This is a genomic window from Prochlorococcus marinus XMU1408 (assembly GCF_003208055.1).
In the GTDB taxonomy this organism is placed as follows: Bacteria; Cyanobacteriota; Cyanobacteriia; order PCC-6307; family Cyanobiaceae; genus Prochlorococcus_B; species Prochlorococcus_B marinus_A.
The window spans coordinates 158,228-177,378 of the sequence record NZ_QJUE01000002.1 but is presented as its reverse complement, the minus strand read 5'-3'; the positions used below and the strand labels follow the sequence as shown (position 1 = coordinate 177,378).

Here is a 19,151-nt window from a genome sequence, read left to right as displayed (position 1 = left end):
CTTCAAGCAAATTCTAATTAATAGAAGAGTGCAAGTTTATAAAGTTTTTATTTTTATTTTTTAGACTTAAGAAAAACTCATAAAGAAATCGTTAATTAATGCTATCAACTGATCATTAAAAATAATTGCTACTTGTAATCTACTAATAACAAGCAAGAAGCAGACTCCAAACATATAAAGAATAGACCACCTAAACAAACCCTTGGCTCGATCTAAATCCTCTGGGTTATCCCTTAATCTTGAAACCAGTTGAAGAAGTCTTGAATTATAAGGTAGCAATAACATTCCATATAAGAAACCTCCTTCAGGCAAAACGAAGCAACCTAAAAAACTTAAAAATACAGTTAGATATCCATAAACGGATATGGCTTTGGACGTAACGAATGGACCTTTTACTGTTGGGAGCATTGGTATCCCAACAGATCGGTAGTCCTCTTTTAACAATATGGCCAGAGCCCAAAAATGTGCAGGTGTCCAAACCATAACCAAAGAGAATAACCACCAACCTCCTAATCCAATATGGCCTGCCGCTGCGGAGGCTCCAACTAGAGGAGGGATTGCTCCAGCAACACCTCCAAAAACTATATTTTGAGATGTACGAGGTTTCAAAAAAGCGGTATAGAGAAGTACATAACTACAAAGTCCTAAAAGGGTCAATCCTGCAGCTAAACAATTAACTCCGCTTACCAAAAGAACTGAGGCAGCAAGAGTGGAAGAAATTGCTCCAATGAAAACAGATGATGAAGAAAGGCGACCAGAAGGTAATGCTCTATTACTTGTACGTTTCATTCGTTTATCAAGATCTTGCTCCCACAAACAATTAAGAGCTCCTGCAGCTGCAGCAGCGAGAGCTCCTCCACCTAAAGTACATGCCAATCTAGGGGCGGGTAATGGCCAATCTTCCGAAAGAGCCATTCCCCCAACTGTAGTAGCAAGTAAAAGAGGGATTAATCTTGGTTTAGCAACCTCTAACCAAGCTGGGAGTTTAATACGCTTCCTAGATGGAACAATGTCCTCACGATTAATTGGCTGTGCAATTACATCAGATGTTGAACTAACCATGGCATGTCTCCAAATTTGATTCGTTTATAAGAAGTGATTGTGAAGATCCTTCGATTCCATTCCCTTTAAAATTCAATGCTGATATGACTGCCACTAACAAGCAAGCAACGAGTTGATGGCCAATAACAAGACCAGGCTCACTCAAACCTAATTGAATTGAAAAAACACCTAAAAAGATTTGTGAGATGATCAAAAAAGTAATAGACACAAAATAAGGCCATTGCTTCAAAAAAACATCTTTCTGAGTAAATGAAATAATTACAAATAAAATCACCAAAAGGCTTACAGGGAATGCACTGAAACGATGAAGTCGTAAAAGATTGCAAGAATCTCCAATATTCAGACATCTTTGAGCAGCCCATGATGTTGCCACCCGACTACCCAATAAAGATTGGCCTATTACAGAAAAAAGAGATAAAAATCCAAGTGAGCGGAGCCAAAGTGGAAAAATTGATTTACCTGGACTAAGTAATTGTTGAGTAACACCACTCATAATCGCAACAAGAGTCAAGGCAACTGCTAGATGAAGAACAACTATTAGAGAGGGCAATAGCTGAAGGACTGTCAAAGCACCTAAAAAACCCTGAAAAGCAACCAAGCAAGTAAGTGCTCCATAAGTCCAAGGGAGCCACATAGGTAAAAACTTGGCCCAGTATAAAGAGAGGGAAAATTGAATAATTAAAACAATTCCTACGAAGAAAGCATCTAAGCGATGAAACCATTCGAGAAATACTTGTAAATTCATTTGACTGCCAGGCAAAAAAGAGCCATAGCAAAGAGGCCAGTCAGGGCAAGCGAGGCCAGCCTCCATTACCCTCGTCGCTCCTCCAATCACGACAAGTACAATCAGTGCAACTACTACGTGAGCAGCAAGTTGTCCTAATCTAAATCGAGGCTTTGGTGGATAAATAACCTGCACTTATGCAAAGATCCATCAAAATAATTCTTTTTTCAACGTAGCGATTACTTTGTGCACGTCACCTGAATAAGCGGAGTGCAACATAAAGATTACCTTTAAAAAAAATTATTCATCTTGAATTAACAATTAGTTAGTACATTAATTACTTTTGCCCATAACCTATAAGAAGCAAAGGAGATCTTCTTGCCGAAAATGTCGGCCATCCTAACTCTTGCATCAAGTTTAATTCTTGGCGTAGGAGGAGTTTGGATTGCTTACAACGTCGATATGCTTCCCGTTAGCGCGAGCACTAATGCTCCTGTTTATGATGAACTTTATCGAGTCCTTTTCATTATTGGCTCCATACTTTTTATAGGTATGACTGCCTTAGTTATTTATAGTCTGATTCAATTCCGTCGTAGGCCTGGTGAAACTGGAGATGGCATAGACTTAGAAGGTAATATATCTCTGGAAATTTTCTGGACAGCAGTTCCTGCAATCGTTGTTTTATTTGTAGGTTTATATAGTTACGATATTTATGATCGAATGGGTGGCATGCAACCTTTAATGCATGATCAAAGTGGTCATATGGGAAATCAAGCCGAAAGAGTTTGGGGTGGGATTGGTTCAGGACCAATTGAAACTTCATCTTCAAATAATTCATCTTCATTACCAATTGAGTTAACTGCAATGCAATTTGCTTTTATCTTTCATTATCCAAAAGGAGATATTATTTCTGGTGAACTACATGTTCCAGTTGGGAAAGAAGTTAGTTTAAAAATGGAATCTAAAGATGTAATACATGCTTTTTGGGTGCCTCAATTTAGACTTAAACAAGATGTCATTCCTGGGCAACCAACAATATTAAATTTCACTCCAACAAAAGCAGGTAATTTCCCAATTGTTTGTGCTGAATTGTGCGGCCCATATCATGGTGGAATGAGATCAAACGTAATAGTAGATGAACAAGAAGACTTTGACACTTGGATAAGAGAAAACTCTAAGGAAACAATTTAAATTTATGACTGTTTCACTTAAACCAAACAATTCAACTCCAGAAAAGCTTCAACCAACTGGATGGCTCAAATATCTAAGTTTTAGTCTTGATCATAAAGTCATAGGTCTTCAATATTTAGTTTGTGGTTTCTTGTTTTATTTGATTGGAGGATCTTTAGCTGGCGCAATAAGGGTAGAGCTCACAAGTCCGCTATCAGATTTCATGCCAAGAGAGGTCTACAACCAAGTTCTAACTCTCCATGGCACAATAATGATTTTTTTATGGATCGTGCCTGTGGTAAACGGTGCCTTTGGAAACTATTTAATACCTTTTTATGTTGGGGCTAGAGACATGGCTTTCCCAAGGCTAAATGCAGTTGCTTTTTGGCTGATACCTCCCTCCGGTTTGATGCTAATAACCAGCTATTTTATAAATGGTGCCGCACAATCTGGATGGACAGCTTATCCACCTTTAAGCATAACTACTCCAGCAGCTGGTCAAATTATTTGGATATTAAGTGTCTTACTTTTAGGTGGAAGCTCAATCTTTGGTGGTATTAATTTCATAGCAACCATTATTAAATTAAGGAGACCTGGTCTTAAATTAATGCAATTACCCATGTATTGCTGGGCAATGCTTGGTACAAGTATTCTTGTCGTTTTATCAACTCCTGTTCTTGCTGGAACTTTAATACTTTTAAGCTTTGACATAGTTGCTCATACAGGTTTCTTTAACCCAAGTCTTGGGGGAAATGTAATTGTTTATCAACATCTTTTTTGGTTTTACTCGCATCCTGCTGTTTATATCATGGTCCTCCCTGCCTTTGGCTTAGTCAGTGAAATACTTCCTATTCATAGTAGAAAGCCGCTTTTTGGCTACACAACAATGGTCTTCTCAATTATGGGGATAGTTGTTTTAGGTCTAGTTGTTTGGGCCCATCATATGTTTACAAGTGGGACTCCTCCATGGATGCGCTTATTTTTTACAATAGCTACAGCATTCATAGCTGTTCCCACAGGTATTAAATTTTTTAATTGGGTTGCAACTTTATGGGGAGGGAAAATATCACTTAATAGTGCAATGCTATTTTCTTGTGGATTTATTATTAACTTTGTTTTAGGTGGAATAACAGGTGTTGCGCTCGCTCAAGTACCTTTTGATATACATGTACATGATACCTATTTTGTTGTCGCCCATTTTCATTACATAGTCTATGGGGGATCAGTCTTTGTTATCTTCTCCTCAATTTATCATTGGTTCCCGAAATTCACTGGAAAAATGCTCAATGAAAATCTCGGAAGATTCCACTTCATACTTACCTTTATTGGCTTTAATCTTTGTTTTGCCCCTCAACATTGGTTAGGTTTAAATGGAATGCCTAGAAGAGTTGCAGAATACGATCCACAATTTCAATTAATTAATCAAATCAGTAGTGTAGGGGCCTTGTTGATGGCATTAAGTACTTTACCTTTTCTATGGAATGTTTTTCAAAGCATCCTCTATGGCCATGATGCTGGTGATAATCCATGGAATGCTCTCACACCTGAGTGGCTAACAAGTTCACCTCCTCCAGTTGAAAATTGGGATGGAGAAGCTCCTCTGGTTCTAGAGCCATATGGTTACGGAAATAAAAATTTAAATAAAACTCAGGAGCAAAACAAATGACTTCTATAGTTCCACAAGAGAAATCATCAGAAAGCAAGAAAAATCTCTCAGAAGGGGAGCATGAGGATTTCCGTTTATTTGGTTTAATAGCTTTTTTAATCGCAGACGGAATGACTTTTGCAGGTTTTTTTGCTGCATATCTAACTTTTAAAGCAGTCAACCCCTTAGCTCCTGATGCTATTTACGAATTAGAGTTACCTTTACCCACTTTAAATACAATTTTACTCTTAGTAAGTAGCTTTACTTTTCATCGAGCTGGGAAATTTCTAGAAAAGGAAGAAGCAAAGCAATGTCAAAAATGGCTTCTTATTACAGGTGCATTAGGAGTGGCATTTTTAATTAGCCAAATGTTTGAATACTTTACTTTGCCTTTTGGGTTAACTGACAACCTTTTCGCAAGTACTTTTTATGCATTAACTGGCTTTCATGGCCTGCACGTAACGCTTGGATCAATCATGATCATGATTATTTGGTGGCAAACCCGTGTACCTAATGGTCGAGTAAATAAAGAAAACTTGTTTCCATTTGAAGCAGTTGAGCTCTATTGGCACTTTGTAGATGGGATCTGGGTCGTTTTATTCATCATCCTTTATCTGCTTTAAGAGGTAAATATTGATACTAAGAAAGAAACTTTCAATTAATTTGTTGCCACAATTCCACTTATTGGTCAGAATTCAGTTAATTAAAACAGTCTGAAATGCTTGTTGGAAAAGAACTCCTAGACAAAGCAAGATCTTTGAGCAATCGTCCAGAAGACGAAATCGCTAAAGGATGTGGTTACGTTGGACCTAGTGGAAGAGTTTTACGTAAAAGTTTCTATCGTGCACTAGTTGAAGCCAAAGGTTATAAACTCCGCTCAAATGGACCTGGAAGAGCAGGAAATAGATCTTCAAGAGGAAGACAAGCAGAGTTTCGTACAAAGGTTCATGGCAATGGCAATCTTCTTATTGGCCATGCATACACTAAAAAGTTAGGTCTTGAACCTGGGCAAGAATTTCGAATTGATGTACGTAAAGAATCTGGGGCGATCAGTTTGTTACCACTTAAGAAATAATAATTCACTCAGAAAAAAGCACTAAAACTTAATTCCAACCTTGCTCTTTAAGCCACTTAGAGCTGATTTCTGAGTTTTCTTTAGAAATAAAATCATTGTTACTTTTATTTAGTTTTAGCAGCTTTTCTGCATATTTAGCCATTAAATCAACTTCTAAATTAACCTTCTCGCCAATTTTTAAAAACTTTAAGCATGTATTCGACCAGGTGTGAGGTATTACGGCTATTGAAAATTTACATCCATCATCATATATCTCTGCAATTGTTAAACTTATTCCGTTTAAGCTAATGCTTGCCTTATCGCACATATATTTACAGAAATTTGAATCATTCCAAGAAACTTTTAAATTCCAAGAATTCTTCAAATTCTCAATTAAAACAACTTCACCCACCCCATCTATATGCCCACTAACGATATGTCCACCTAATCGATCAGAAAGACGTAAAGCTGGTTCAAGATTTACATAGCCATTTCGCTGAGCTTTCTCACCAAGATTTGTTCTTTTAAGAGTTTCTTCACTAATGTTGGCAACAAAAGAATCATTAATTAATTCAGAGACGGTAAGACAAACTCCATCTACAGAAACACTATCACCAAGCTTTAAAGGGGAGAAAGGATTACATCCATCAACCAATACACCCAGATTATTTTTCTTAATCGTACCAATAGACTGTATTAAACCAGTAAACATATAAAAACCTAAACTTTTAGAATGCTAGTTATAGTATTTCGAAATGTCTTTAAAAAGTTTTTTGAATTTAAAATTTAATTGAATTATGAATTATTCCAATTCAACGCTAAATCTTTTTTATCTTCAAAACTCAGGAGAGGCAATGACCAACATTTATTCCAAACACTTTCTTCTGGAATAAAAACAGATTGATACCTTTGAGAAATATTGATATTTTTTCTCCTTAAGTCTGAAAAACTAGTTGGTGGTAAAAAACCTTTTCTTATTAAACGTCTCAAATAAGTTGGCCCCCACAACAAATGAAACCAATCAGTGGGGAAAGGCTCTGAAGAGAAACTTGGAGAAGCAAGAACTGTCCAATTTAATGGACTTCCTTCCTGAGGCAAAAGAATCGATAAACGAGGATCTTTTATAAGACTATCAACACAGCTAGACAAAGGTAAAACTGCAGCATTAGCTTTACCTGCAACGACCCAATTTAAAGCATTCTGATCATCAAATGTCTTGGCTTGACGCTTGATTATTGAGAAGTCATCAACAAATCCTAGCTTTTGGGCAATTGAAATCAAAAGATATGGACTATTAGGAAAAACTATTTGATTTGTAAGTGCACTTGAAAAAAGGACCTCCCAAGAATTCTTATTTTTTAGAGCTAATGAATCTTCATTTCTAAGAAGTATTACCCATGGACTGACAGCCAAAGGGAAAATTCTATTCTTATATTCCTCGCCTAATCCATCCAAAAAAGAGGTAGCCTTCTTACTCAAAGCATCTCTGATATTAGATGCTTTAATTTCTTGAAGTGAATCGTAAGGCAAATCAGAGACCCAACCATCATTTAAGACTAATAAATCTGTTTTTTCTTGAAGACTAAAAGTGTAAGAAATTCTCTTTTGTTCAATCTGTTGTATTGGTAAAAATTCCCAATCTGTAGATAAACTATTGATAAATTCACTAGGGAAGCTTTTAGAAATACCTCTCAGAGCTAATTTTTTTCTAGATGTTGAGCACCCAGACAAGACAAATAAAGAAGAGATCAATCCATATTTGATAAACTCTCGTCTTCCCCATTTACTGGTGATCATTTTATTTAAATCTCTTGAAGATTTTTTTCATTTTTTGACTTAAATAAATTAGTAACCTCTTTATCACATCTCTCAATCATTTCTCTCTGAGACAATCCTTTAATTTGAGCAAGTAATGATAAGGCTCCTGCCCCAACTCCCTCTTTGATGTATCCAAGCTCATAATCTCGGAGAACCTTTTGATTACTATCATTAAATCTATAACCGCTAGCTAGCCCTAGGATATTAACTTTGAAATGCTTAGAAACATGGTTCATTAAATGAATAAATGAGTTTCTTTTTCCTGAAAAAGATAGTGACTCATCAACTAACCATGAGGTGGTTCCTATTGAAATCTTTTCAACAAATTCAGAACGTAAATCAGTTTCAATTTCATTTAATGCCAAAGCTAATACTGCCAACATCTGACAACCTCCTCCTAATAAAATATCCTGGCCAGACTCTCTTGCTCCCATTAAAAGGCCAACTGCAATTGGTTGAAATGGATCACCAACCGCAGCCATTAGATCAACTGAAGATGGCTTCTTCTCTAATTTTGCTGCTTTTAATCCTTTATTAACTAATTTAGTTTTTAACTCTGAAGGTGGATTTCTTTGGCTTCCGCTTATAAGTCCATTAACGTTTATGCCTAATCCGGAAAGAACTGCGAAAGCTGTAGATGTACCTCCTGGAACACACTCAGTGATCAAAAGAGATTTTTTTAATTGCTTCCCTATCTTAAGGCCAGCTTCAAGCAAAAGTTTGACTCTATTAATGTCCATCGCATTACCAGAACTCAAGCATCTAGCCGGACCTATTTCTGGTGATTCAAGAGAAATATGACTAAAGGAGGGACTTTGAAGAAGTCCTGCCGAAATAACTGTTGGTTTAATTTTTAAAAACCTCGAAGCAACGTAACTAATCAATGCAGGAGAAACTCCCGCTGGCAAAGGAGGCAAGGGCCATCTCGCTGGGGAAGTAGGTCCTCTCAATAAAAGTTCAGCATCTGCAACCGCGGTATAACGTCTAGAAACAGATGTAGAACCAGCAGAGGAAATCCCCTCAATCTCTGCTGTTTGAGATCCAGCTAGAATTAAAAAAAAAGCAATATTCGTAATATTTTCATGCCACCTTTTAACTCTTTCCTCAAAATTTTTCTCTTGAATACCTTTCCCAAAAGCTAGAACACCTGTTGGCAATAAAACGTAATTATCTACAATCATTATTTATCAATTAGATTCTAAAGAAATTAGATTCTCGAGCAGAGCAGGTGGTTCAGGCATCGAAGATTTTAGCCTTGGGAAAATCCAATAAGCCAAAGCATGCAAACAAAGCACATAAACGATTTCTTGAGTTATTACTAGAAATAGAGCAACTATATGAACTTGATTCATATCCGGACTAAAAGAAAGATTGAAAATCTCTATTCCTTTCTCAAGCAATGCTGCTCCGGCACGAGTAATGATAACCCATAAATTTTCACCAACCAGAATAGATAAAACAAAAACCCTCACTAAAAAACCCATAGTTCCAATTGAGACTCCAACACTCCAACTTAACCACCAATTCCAACCTCTATGCCAACTATATCCCAACCATAAAGAAAGGAATCCATACGGAAAAAGTACCAAAGGTCCTCTTAGCGGTCCCATTAGTGCAGTTAATAACATCACACAAATTGTCACACCCTCAATACCTGTTTTAACACCTCTGCGAATCTGAAGAAGCGCCAAAGGTAATGGCAAAGCAAGTCGAAAGACAGCTCCGCCAATAGGCAAATAATAAAGAGCGATCCAAATCAAAGCAGTTGCCGCAGCTAAATAAGAAGACTCAACAATTTTCAAGGCTTTTCTTTTACTAAGAGGCGCTTTGAAAACAGATCTACTTCTCAAAAAGTTTTGATTATCTAAGGTCAAAATTATTTTCTTTTCATAGATGTATCCTTTAAAAAGTTTTCCTTATCAAAACGTTCTATCTTTTCAACCTCAAACTGTACTCCTGCTTTTCTTAGCGCATTTGTCACTGTCTCAGCTGGCGCAGAGGGATTTGCACCAGATAATTTTAAGATAATTCTGTATGGCTGTGGATTAAAGATTACTTTCTTGTTTGATTTAGTTGTTTTTTGACTAAATCTATCTTTATTAGACATTGAATTTTCTTTTGTGATATTTCCTTTAATATTCTCTTTCTCTTTCTCTTTCTCTTTCTCTTTCTCTTTCTCTTTCTCAACTTTACTTAATTGGATTTCTTTAATTTCCTTTAGGTTTTTTTTATCCTTGACTTCCCTAGCTGTGTCCGAAATTATTGAATTTTCGGGAGTATCAAAACTATTTTCCAATCTCTCACCAATTAATGTATTAGAACATGATTGAAATGGAATAAGAGCAACTATTAAAAATAATCTAATAAACATATTATCAATCAATCTAAGTATGTTCAAAATTTTACTTGGTTTTGATAACCCTTACTTTACTGGCTCTTAGGCGCCCAGTTTTTGTTGTAGAAGGAGCTTTTGAAGATCTGAGTTTTTTCGATGACGATGAATCCATTGTTTTATTGGTTGTCTTTGCAGTCTTTTTTGGAGCACTTTTCTTCTTTGAAGTTGGTTTCTTACTTGATTTTTTAGTTGCCAATAATTCAATAGCCTCCTCAATAGAGATATCATCAACACCTTTACCTTCTGGCAAGGAGGCATTCACCTTCCCTTGCTTAACATATAGACCATAGGGTCCATTAAATAATTGAATAGTTTCTTTCTCTCCTTCTGGAATACCTAGTTCCTTTAAAGCTGTTCTTCCCCCTCTCCCTCTCTTAGGAATAGATAAGAGCTCAAGGGCTCTCTCTAGACTTACTTGAAGAACGTCATCTTCGCCCTTAATTGAGCGATAATCTTTCTCACCATTATCTTTACTCCAAACTACATAAGGTCCAAATCTACCCAAACTCGATTGCACTTTACCACCTTCTGGATGTTCCCCTAATAAGCGTGGTAATTGAATAAGTCCAAGAGCCTCCTCAAAGGTCAAATTTTCTGGTTTTAAATTCTTTGGTAATGAAGTCCTTTTAGGGTTTGGAGCTTTTTTCAATGATTTATCTTCTAAGTATTCGAGTGCTTTTTTAGTATCAATCTCTTCCTCTTTTATATTTTCTGGCAACAACACCTGAACTTTTGATGAATCCTGCTTCAGATAGAGCCCATATTGACTACTTTTGAACAAGCGAAGATTCCCTAGCTTTTTCTTACCTTTTGGAACTCCCAAATCTTTCAATTCAACCACTAAGCCCCTTTGAACAAAATGTCCATACCTACCATTTAATAGATATAAATTCTGCCCACTCTCAGGTTCAACTCCAAGTGACTCAGGACCTTCAGCTTTTTGTTTTAAAATCATCTGTGCGATATCTTCATCCAAATCTGCCGGTGTAATTTCCTGTGGAAGAGTAGCTGTTATAGGCTTGCCATTTTCACCTAATTGCTTTGATTCAAGATATGTTCCGAATTTACCCAACCTAACAAGAGACGTAAGTCCCTCCAAGGAAACAGCTCGAAATTCACCTCCATCTATATCTCCTTCTCTTTGTTGAACTTGATTTTCTAAACCAGTATCACCTTTATAAAAACCCTTGAGATATGGAAGCCAGTTCACTTTACCTGTTGAGATTTCATCAAGTGTAGATTCCATTCGAGCTGTAAAACTAGTATCTACAAGTTCAGGGAAATGTTCTTCAAGAAGTGAAGTAACAGCAAATGCTGTAAAGCTTGGAGTTAAAGAATTATTGTTTAGGACTGAATAGCCTCGATCTACGATTGTTCCTATTATGCTTGCATATGTTGATGGACGACCTATACCTTCCTTCTCAAGTGTTTTAACCAATGAAGCTTCGCTATATCTAGCAGGTGGCTGAGTTTGATGCCCTAACGCCTCTACATTTTTAGCTGTTGGTGTATCCCCTACAACTAATTTAGGCAAAAGCACTTCTTGTCCTTCAAGTGCGCTATCAGGGTCATCAGTGCCTTCAACATAAGCTCTAAAGAAACCTGGGAAATCTATTCTTTTGCCACTTGCCCTAAAAGACACATCTAACGCTTGTAATTCAACCCCAAGCATTGTCAACCTTGCATCAGCCATCTGACTAGCAACTGTTCGTTTCCAAATTAGTTCATATAAAGAAAGGTCTCTTCCTTGCAAGTTAGACTCTTTAGGAGTTTTAAAGCTCTCACCAGAAGGACGAATAGCTTCATGAGCTTCTTGCGCATTTCTAGTCTTGTTAGAGAATTGGCGTGGCTTATTACTTAGATATTCAACCCCATATTTTGACTCAACACACTTTCGTGAGGCATTTATTGCCTGATCGGAAAGATGAACAGAATCTGTTCTCATATATGTGATAAAACCTCTTTCATATAAACCCTGAGCACATCTCATTGTCTCCCTAGCTGATAATCGAAGTTTTCTATTAGCTTCTTGTTGTAATGTACTTGTTGTGAAAGGAGGAACTGGTTTACGAATTGACGGTTTTTCTTCGACATTTATAACTTTCCATTTATCTGTAGTTAATTTTTGAGCAAGTTCCTTAGATTCTTCTTCCGTAAGTAATTTGACATTTCGACCAGATTTCAATAATCCTGTTGACTCATCAAAATCACTACCATTAGCAATTCTTCGCCCACCAATTGAGGTCATTTTAACCTCAAATTCACTACATTCTTTTTCTAATTTTGCTTTTAAATCCCAATAGCTTCCACTCTTGAAAGCTCTCCTTGCTCTCTCTCTTAGAACGAGCAATCTTACAGCAACTGATTGAACTCTCCCAGCAGATAAGCCCCAAGAAACTTTTTTCCATAAAAGAGGAGACAAGGTATATCCAACTAATCTGTCTAAAATCCTCCTCGTTTCTTGTGCATGAACTAATTCCATATCAATTTCTCTTGTTTTCGATAAAGCTTTAGAAATAGCTTCTTTAGTGATCTCATGAAAAACCATCCTCTTCACAGGAATTTTGGGATCAAGCACATTCATTAAATGCCAACTAATACTTTCCCCTTCTCTATCTTCATCAGTGGCAAGCAACAATTCGCTAGCACCCTTCAAAGATTGTTTTAATTCCTTGACAATTTTTTTCTTATCTTTGGGTATTACATACAAAGGATCAAAATCAGCAGTTGTATTCACTCCAATCGTTGCCCACTTTTCTCCTTTGTGTTTGGCAGGGATCTCAGAAGCATTATTAGGCAAGTCTCTTATGTGCCCCATTGAGGCAAGCACTTGAAAGTCCTTGGGCAAAAAACCTTTAATAGTCTTTGCCTTTGTGGGACTTTCAACAATTACCAGAGTATGGTCAGTGGGCATCAGCTCAATTTCCCTCCTTCTTATCTAACGTACTGGATAGTAAAATGCATAGCCCAAAATGATAAAAAAGGCATATTTCATAACTTCGCTAGAGTTATCAAATCAGACACAGCTTAAAAACAATACATAAATGGGAGATCTTTTTTCTTTTCAAATATTAATAAATACGCCTATAGAGCTTTTAAATCTCTCCTTAAATGCCAAGGCTGTGCTTCCAGAGGCTGCTGTTTTAATTGCAATGTTAGGGACACTTTTGGTTGATTTGGCCGGTGAAAAAATTTCGTCCAGATGGTCCCCTCCAATTTGTTATGCAGGTCTTTGTACAGCTCTGATTTTGCTAATAATGCAATGGAATGGAGAGATACAAGAATCTTTCTTAGGTTCATTTGTAGCAGACAATCTTGCTATTGCTTTTAGAGGTGTTATTGCTCTATCAACACTAATTTCTCTTCTAATTAGTTGGAGATACGCTGAACAAAATGGAAGTCCAATTGGTGAATTTGCAGCAATATTATTAGCTGCAACTCTTGGGGCAATGCTTCTTTGTGGTTCCACTGATTTAGTAAGTGTTTTTGTTTCATTAGAAACTCTTTCAGTTGCTAGCTACCTACTTTCTGGATATCTCAAAAGAGATTCAAGGAGTTCAGAGGCCGCTTTAAAATATCTATTGGTCGGTTCGGCGGCGGCGGCTGTATTTCTCTATGGAGCATCTCTACTTTATGGAATCAGTGGATCTACAAACCTAAAAGACATAGGAATAACCTTAATCAATGCTCCTACCCCTTTATCTGCTCTAGCTCTTGTTTTCGTATTGTCAACAGTAGCTTTCAAGATTGCTGCGGTTCCTTTTCACCAATGGACACCTGATGTTTACGAAGGTTCTCCTACACCAGTAGTTGCATTTTTATCAGTCGGGTCTAAAGCAGCGGGTTTTGCACTTGCCATAAGAATACTAATTGGATGTTTTGGCGCTTTTGATACTCAATGGAAATTACTTTTTACTGTTTTGGCAGTTTTAAGCATGTCACTAGGAAATGTAGTAGCTCTAGCTCAAAAATCGATGAAAAGAATGTTGGCTTACAGCTCAATTGGACAAGCTGGATTCGTAATGATTGGATTGGTTTGTGGAACTGAAGATGGTTTCGCCGCGATGATTTTGTATATGGCAGCTTATTTATTTATGAACCTTGGAGCATTTGCATGCATCATTCTTTTTTCAATAAGAACTGGAAGTGATCAGATTTCAGATTATGCAGGGCTTTACCAAAAAGATCCATTAATTACTTTAGGATTAAGTTTATGCCTTCTTTCTTTGGGAGGCATTCCTCCCATGTTGGGATTCTTTGGGAAGATTTATTTATTTTTTGCAGGATGGGCTGATGGGCAATACTTACTTGTTAGTGTTGGTCTAGTTACTTCTGTAATTTCTATTTACTACTACATATCAGTAATAAAAATGATGGTGGTAACTGAGCCGAAAGAAGCTTCAGATGTTGTTAAATCATACCCATCAATTGAATGGTCAATACCAGGGATGTCATCTCTTAAAGTGGCTCTAATTTTTTGTGTTCTAGTAACAGCTATTGGTGGAATCATTTCAAACCCTCTCTTTGACTTCGCTGATAGTGCGGTAAACGGAACTCCATTACTTCAAAAAGCTATTACTCTTGCAAGTAAAAACTCCATTGGATAACCAGTTCAAATCTTTAAAAAAATCTGTAGCTCGTCTAACTAATGTAAATAAATTTTATGGAGAGGGCTCAGTAAAAGTAAAAGCTCTTGATGAGCTAAACCTTGAAGTCTTTCATGGAGATTATCTTGCAGTAATGGGTGCAAGTGGATCCGGCAAGAGTACTGCAATGAATATTCTTGGATGTCTTGATCGTCCCACGCATGGAACATATGAATTAAACGGAACTGCTGTAGAAAAACTTGAGGATGATTTACTTGCGGATATCAGGAATAAAGAACTTGGTTTTGTTTTTCAACAATTTCATCTGCTTCAAGAAGTTTCAGCACTTGAGAACGTAATGCTTCCAATGATTTATGCATGCGTCCCTTCGTCAGAAAGACAAAAACGTGCTCAAGAGGCTCTTATAAGAGTAGGACTAGAGAATAGAATGAATAACCTTCCTAATCAGTTATCTGGAGGGCAGCAACAACGTGTTGCTATAGCAAGAGCAATAATCAATAAACCATCACTATTATTAGCAGATGAACCCACTGGTGCACTTGATTCAAAAACTACTGAAGACGTTTTAAATCTTTTTGACCAACTTCATAATCAAGGTATAACTATTGTCTTAGTTACTCATGAAGACAATGTTGCTCAAAGAGCAAAAAAAATTGCAAGGTTTAAAGATGGCAAAGTAATAGAAGTTACTAATAATTAGCTAAGCCAATACAATAGTTTTTAAGTTGACAATACTTTCTCTTGACCATCATTAAATAGAATTAATCTACCTGCTGAGTCTATTCCTTTAATATCCCATTGATATCGAGTTTTTTTATCAATGTATTGCCTCGACCACAATCTTTTTTCAATCTGACTGCACAAAAAATGTTTATTATCTAAAAGATCTAAAGATCTATCTATTGCACATAAAACTTCTGAAGACCAAAAATTTATATTCATCGTTTTATCTCCAATAATTTGTTTTAGTGAAATCCCATCTTTAGGAACATTATTTAAAACGTTTAAACCTACGCCAACTCTTAATAATCTAAGTTTTCCTCCCCTAAAAATTAATCTAGGTAAAATTCCAGCTAATTTTTGACCATCAACCAAAAGATCATTTGGCCATTTTATTTTCACATTAACTCCTATCCTTTCAATTCTTTCAACCAAAGCTAATGCCACCGCTAGCCCATAAAGTTGAGAATTATGTTCACACGAACCTTTTCTCTTAATAGCCGCACTAACCCAAACCCCTCCTTTTGGTGCATACCAAGTTCGACCAGCTTGACCTTGACCAAATTTTTGGCAAGAGGAGAATATCGCTATTGGCTTATTTTTTTTTACTGGTTTCTCTGCGATCCAATTTGATAGCTCTATTTCTGTACTAGCGCAAATAGGTTTAAGAATTAATCTCCAATAGCTGGGAGAGGAATGGTTTAATTTGTAATATTTATAGATCAATCCAACTCCCCTATCGAATTTTTGGTTATTCATATTTCAAACATAATTTGTTCTTAAACAATCAAGAATTATCCATTGACTTTTTCATCTCCTCTAATTCAACTTCAACTTCTTGAATTTCTACTGTTTTTACTTCACTTACATCTAAACCAGACGGAGGCAACGCTATTGCCTCAACTCCCGATTTCAATTGAGTCCTCAATATCTCTAATTCTTTCTCTATATCATTACCTCCTTCTAATGCTGCGAACTTACTTTCTAGATCTTCTCCAGCCAACTCTAATGCTGCTTGCCCAGAAGCTTCCAATGCCTCTACTTTATCTTCCATTCGTTCAAAAGCAGCCATAGCGGACTTGCTACCTAAATCACCAACTGCACTTTGAATTTGTTGCTGAGCTTTAGCTGCTTGAGCTCTTGCTTTAAGCATATCTTTTTTTGTTCGAGCCTCGGCAATCTTTCTCTCTAATAACAAAAGGCTTTTCTTTAGTTTTTCAACTTGACCATTTTGTGATTGAAATTGAGTCGATAAAGATTCATAAGTTTCTTGAAAAGTTTTTTTTCTACTTAATGCTTCTCTAGCTAGATCATCCTCTCCCTTTTTCAAGGCTAATTCAGCTCTGGTAAACCAATTTTTTATTTGATCTTTTGCTTGATTTGCCTGATTCTCTAATCTTTTTTGACTTGCAATAGCCATAGCCACCGCTTGACGAAGCTTCACCAAGTCTTCTTGCATATCAGCAACAGACTGATCAAGTATTTTAATTGGATCTTCTGCATCACTGACAAAAGCATTTAGATTTGCCCTTATCAAGCGACTTAACCTATCTAATAATCCCATTAGGATCTTTTATGCAATCTAAAAAATATTAGCTAGATTTAAGCACTAACTCACCAATAGTGTCTAATTAAAATTGATTTTAGAAGACTTAAAGCATAAAACGAAAGCAAGAAGAGAGCAGTCAATTTCTACATGCTTGGAAGGAATCAAGTCTTCATGGAAAGGAAATGTGGGAGGTCTTATTCAAGATTGGAAAGAGATAGCTGGGGAGCAGCTCGCATTAAATTGCACACCTCTTAACATTCAAAATAAAATTTTAACGATTGGTGCAAGTCATCCACAGTGGAGACAGGCTCTTCAGTACAACCGCTTGGAATTAATTGAATCTTTAAAATCATATGGATATCAAATAAAAGAGATTCGGATTAGACAACATTATCCTAGTGATTTAGTTACGAGAGAAAGTGAAAAAGAGATATGGGAAAAGCACCCAAGTAGAACTGATAAGAATGGAATCACTAATTGTCCTTTTTGCAAGGTGCCTTCTCCCAAGGGAGAAGTTAAATTATGGGGTAAATGTAGTTTTTGTAGAAGAAAAGAATTGAGAATAGATTGAACGATTTTGATTAAGCTTCAAGTAATAAAATACCCATTTGACCCTTTGCTAATGTTTGGTATTTTGCTTTTTTAAAGCCAGCAGAAAGTGCCAAATAAATTTGTTTTTCACCTGAAGGAAAGTTAAGTAAGCTTTTTTTTATATATGAATATTCTTTTCCCAATCCGAAAAGAGATGCAATTGGAACAACATAAAAACTTAGATAAATTTTTTGGAATAGCCCTTGAATGGAAGGTCCCTCAAAAGATCTAAAATCTAAAATCCCAGCTCTTCCTCCTGGTTTCAAAATCCTTAAAGCCTCTCTGAGCCCTGCATAAGGGCTTGAAAGATTCCTTAAGCCATAGACCATTAAAAGTCCATCAAATTGATGTGATTTTAGATTTGTCTCCAACGCATCACCATTTATCCATTCAATTGAAGAATAGTTTTGCTTAGATCTTTCTCTCGCAACTAATAATGCTTGAGAAGCTGAATCTATCCCGATAATATTTTCAGAACTCTTCATATATCTAGCCAAGAGTATTGACATATCTCCAGTTCCACAACAAATGTCTATCCATTTTTCTCCTGAAATTGGATTAAGAATATCCAACAATCGTCTTTTCCAAAATCTATGCAATCCGAAGCTAAATATATCATTTAAAAAATCGTATTTTGAAGAAATCGAATCAAACATTTCCTCTATAGCTTTAGTATTACCAGGTCTCATATAAATCTAAGAAATTATTTACTCGCACAAAAAACTGAATATGGAGAGATTTATTTTACATCTTTTAGTGCAAATATTAATCATTCAATTGGTCTTATAGGTAAATTTTCCTTAATTAGATATTCTTTTATTTCGCTGATCGTTAATTGTCCATCATGCAAAAGGGATGCCAAGAGAGCAGCTGAAGATTTCCCAAGAGTAAAAGCCTCTTTAATGTGTCTCAAGCAACCAGCTCCTCCTGAAGCTATTACAGGAATTGGAACTTTTTCAGAAATAGATTTAGTCAGTTCTATGTCATACCCATTTTGAGTTCCGTCACCGTCCATGGAAGTTAATAGGATTTCTCCTGCTCCATGCTCAAATACTTTTTCTGCCCATTCAATCGCATCCAAACCAGTATTATTACGTCCACCACTCACATAAACGTCCCACTTATTAGAAATATTTTTGTTCTTTTTTGCATCTATTGCAACCACAATACATTGAGATCCAAAACAATTAGCCCCTTGAGAAATCAACGAAGGGTCTTTAACAGCACTGGAATTTAAACTTACTTTGTCAGCTCCTGCTCGTAACAATTCCTTTATTCCATTAATAGAACTTATCCCACCTCCAACAGTAAAAGGAATGGTTACCGCCTCGGATGTTCGTCTAACCATGTCAACCAAAGTTGATCTTTTCTCGTGAGTGGCTGTTATGTCTAGAAAGACCAATTCATCAGCTCCAGCCTTGCTGTATCTGCATCCCAACTCAACTGGATCACCTGCATCACGCAATCCAACAAAGTTAACCCCCTTTACTACTCGTCCATTTGAAACATCAAGACAAGGGATCAATCTTAAAGCAACCATGATTTTTAAACAGGGGAACTGTTATGGTTGCCCAAACTTAAGCATTTTGATGCCATGGCTAAGCCAACCTCCCTTGCAAGGATAGGTTCAAAAATTAAGATCAATATTGAACGTGTAAGAGATCGCATACCTTCTTATTTGATCAACCAACTATCTAATGATCCAAGAGGCACTGTAATCGATTACAAGATGACTGATGGTATTGGTGGCATTGGTGTGGTAATTAAAATGAATGATGGAAGCAAACATTGGTTCTTCGAAGATGAAGTTTCTTAA

20 protein-coding genes are annotated in these 19,151 nt (G+C 36.5%); 8 read left to right on the top strand and 12 right to left on the bottom strand.

The genetic code is table 11. The annotated features are described in order from the left end of the window. Positions 1–66: 66 nt before the first annotated feature. Both DNJ73_RS02445 and DNJ73_RS02440 read right to left on the bottom strand, forming a co-directional pair. The gene (locus tag DNJ73_RS02445) at positions 67–1,062 is read right to left on the bottom strand and encodes a heme o synthase (protein WP_158466127.1); all 996 of its coding nucleotides are present in this window, start codon (positions 1,060–1,062) and stop codon (positions 67–69) included. Continuing rightward, a complete protein-coding gene (locus tag DNJ73_RS02440; protein WP_158466126.1) occupies positions 1,055–1,981 on the bottom strand; it encodes a COX15/CtaA family protein in 927 nt (308 codons plus the stop codon). The genes DNJ73_RS02445 and DNJ73_RS02440 overlap by 8 nt, the downstream gene beginning before the upstream one ends. Before the next feature lie 183 nt (positions 1,982–2,164). Here DNJ73_RS02440 and DNJ73_RS02435 point away from each other — a divergent pair, with 183 nt between their 5' ends. From DNJ73_RS02435 to DNJ73_RS02420, 4 genes are all read left to right on the top strand, one after another. Beyond that, positions 2,165–2,977, top strand: coding sequence for a cytochrome c oxidase subunit II (locus tag DNJ73_RS02435; RefSeq protein ID WP_158466125.1), 813 nt, complete (start codon positions 2,165–2,167; stop codon positions 2,975–2,977). Positions 2,978–2,981: 4 nt separating this feature from the next. Next, the gene (gene ctaD, locus DNJ73_RS02430; protein ID WP_158466124.1) at positions 2,982–4,622 is read left to right on the top strand and encodes a cytochrome c oxidase subunit I; all 1,641 of its coding nucleotides are present in this window, start codon (positions 2,982–2,984) and stop codon (positions 4,620–4,622) included. Next, positions 4,619–5,224: a heme-copper oxidase subunit III gene (locus DNJ73_RS02425; protein ID WP_158466123.1), complete on the top strand. Its 606-nt coding sequence runs from the start codon at positions 4,619–4,621 to the stop codon at positions 5,222–5,224. Before ctaD ends, DNJ73_RS02425 begins: the two co-directional genes overlap by 4 nt. Positions 5,225–5,319: 95 nt before the next feature. Continuing rightward, positions 5,320–5,676: an AbrB family transcriptional regulator gene (locus DNJ73_RS02420; RefSeq protein ID WP_158466122.1), complete on the top strand. Its 357-nt coding sequence runs from the start codon at positions 5,320–5,322 to the stop codon at positions 5,674–5,676. 28 nt (positions 5,677–5,704) lie between these two features. On the opposite strand, the gene DNJ73_RS02415 is transcribed toward DNJ73_RS02420, so the two are convergent. The 6 genes from DNJ73_RS02415 to topA all read right to left on the bottom strand — a co-directional run bounded on the left by DNJ73_RS02415 (position 5,705) and on the right by topA (position 12,782). Continuing rightward, positions 5,705–6,367, bottom strand: a complete 663-nt coding sequence (locus DNJ73_RS02415; RefSeq protein ID WP_158466121.1) for a riboflavin synthase — start codon at positions 6,365–6,367, stop codon at positions 5,705–5,707. 83 nt (positions 6,368–6,450) lie between these two features. Beyond that, positions 6,451–7,452 (bottom strand): hypothetical protein, encoded by a 1,002-nt coding sequence (locus DNJ73_RS02410; protein WP_158466120.1) that lies wholly within the window; start codon positions 7,450–7,452, stop codon positions 6,451–6,453. Between the two features lie 5 nt (positions 7,453–7,457). Beyond that, positions 7,458–8,654 carry a nicotinate-nucleotide--dimethylbenzimidazole phosphoribosyltransferase gene (locus DNJ73_RS02405; protein ID WP_158466119.1) on the bottom strand — a complete coding sequence of 399 codons (1,197 nt, stop codon included), beginning with the start codon at positions 8,652–8,654 and terminating at the stop codon, positions 7,458–7,460. A gap of 6 nt (positions 8,655–8,660) precedes the next feature. Next, complete coding sequence (locus DNJ73_RS02400; protein WP_158466118.1) at positions 8,661–9,347, bottom strand: DUF2232 domain-containing protein; 687 nt, start codon at positions 9,345–9,347, stop codon at positions 8,661–8,663. A gap of 2 nt (positions 9,348–9,349) precedes the next feature. Continuing rightward, positions 9,350–9,844, bottom strand: a complete 495-nt coding sequence (locus tag DNJ73_RS02395; RefSeq protein ID WP_261792582.1) for a hypothetical protein — start codon at positions 9,842–9,844, stop codon at positions 9,350–9,352. A gap of 31 nt (positions 9,845–9,875) precedes the next feature. Continuing rightward, positions 9,876–12,782 carry a type I DNA topoisomerase gene (gene topA, locus DNJ73_RS02390; protein ID WP_158466116.1) on the bottom strand — a complete coding sequence of 969 codons (2,907 nt, stop codon included), beginning with the start codon at positions 12,780–12,782 and terminating at the stop codon, positions 9,876–9,878. 130 nt (positions 12,783–12,912) lie between these two features. Here topA and DNJ73_RS02385 point away from each other — a divergent pair, with 130 nt between their 5' ends. Both DNJ73_RS02385 and DNJ73_RS02380 read left to right on the top strand, forming a co-directional pair. Continuing rightward, on the top strand, positions 12,913–14,475 hold the full coding sequence (locus tag DNJ73_RS02385) for an NAD(P)H-quinone oxidoreductase subunit N (RefSeq protein ID WP_158466115.1): 1,563 nt from the start codon (positions 12,913–12,915) through the stop codon (positions 14,473–14,475). Next, complete coding sequence (locus DNJ73_RS02380; protein WP_158466114.1) at positions 14,468–15,175, top strand: ABC transporter ATP-binding protein; 708 nt, start codon at positions 14,468–14,470, stop codon at positions 15,173–15,175. The genes DNJ73_RS02385 and DNJ73_RS02380 overlap by 8 nt, the downstream gene beginning before the upstream one ends. 20 nt (positions 15,176–15,195) lie before the next feature. On the opposite strand, the gene DNJ73_RS02375 is transcribed toward DNJ73_RS02380, so the two are convergent. Beyond that, positions 15,196–15,954, bottom strand: a complete 759-nt coding sequence (locus DNJ73_RS02375) for a biotin--[acetyl-CoA-carboxylase] ligase (protein ID WP_257473301.1) — start codon at positions 15,952–15,954, stop codon at positions 15,196–15,198. 28 nt (positions 15,955–15,982) lie between these two features. Continuing rightward, positions 15,983–16,759, bottom strand: coding sequence for a PspA/IM30 family protein (locus tag DNJ73_RS02370; protein WP_158466113.1), 777 nt, complete (start codon positions 16,757–16,759; stop codon positions 15,983–15,985). Positions 16,760–16,832: 73 nt separating this feature from the next. Between DNJ73_RS02370 and DNJ73_RS02365 the strand changes: the two genes are divergently transcribed. Next, positions 16,833–17,315, top strand: a complete 483-nt coding sequence (locus tag DNJ73_RS02365; protein WP_257473300.1) for a DUF721 domain-containing protein — start codon at positions 16,833–16,835, stop codon at positions 17,313–17,315. Between the two features lie 10 nt (positions 17,316–17,325). Here DNJ73_RS02365 and ubiE read toward each other — a convergent pair whose 3' ends face one another. Both ubiE and hisF read right to left on the bottom strand, forming a co-directional pair. Beyond that, a complete protein-coding gene (gene ubiE, locus DNJ73_RS02360) occupies positions 17,326–18,024 on the bottom strand; it encodes a bifunctional demethylmenaquinone methyltransferase/2-methoxy-6-polyprenyl-1,4-benzoquinol methylase UbiE (RefSeq protein WP_158466112.1) in 699 nt (232 codons plus the stop codon). 80 nt (positions 18,025–18,104) lie between these two features. Then, the gene (gene hisF, locus DNJ73_RS02355; RefSeq protein WP_158466111.1) at positions 18,105–18,875 is read right to left on the bottom strand and encodes an imidazole glycerol phosphate synthase subunit HisF; all 771 of its coding nucleotides are present in this window, start codon (positions 18,873–18,875) and stop codon (positions 18,105–18,107) included. 54 nt (positions 18,876–18,929) lie between these two features. On the opposite strand from hisF, the gene DNJ73_RS02350 reads away from it, so the two are divergent. Next, complete coding sequence (locus DNJ73_RS02350) at positions 18,930–19,151, top strand: DUF2862 domain-containing protein (protein WP_158466110.1); 222 nt, start codon at positions 18,930–18,932, stop codon at positions 19,149–19,151.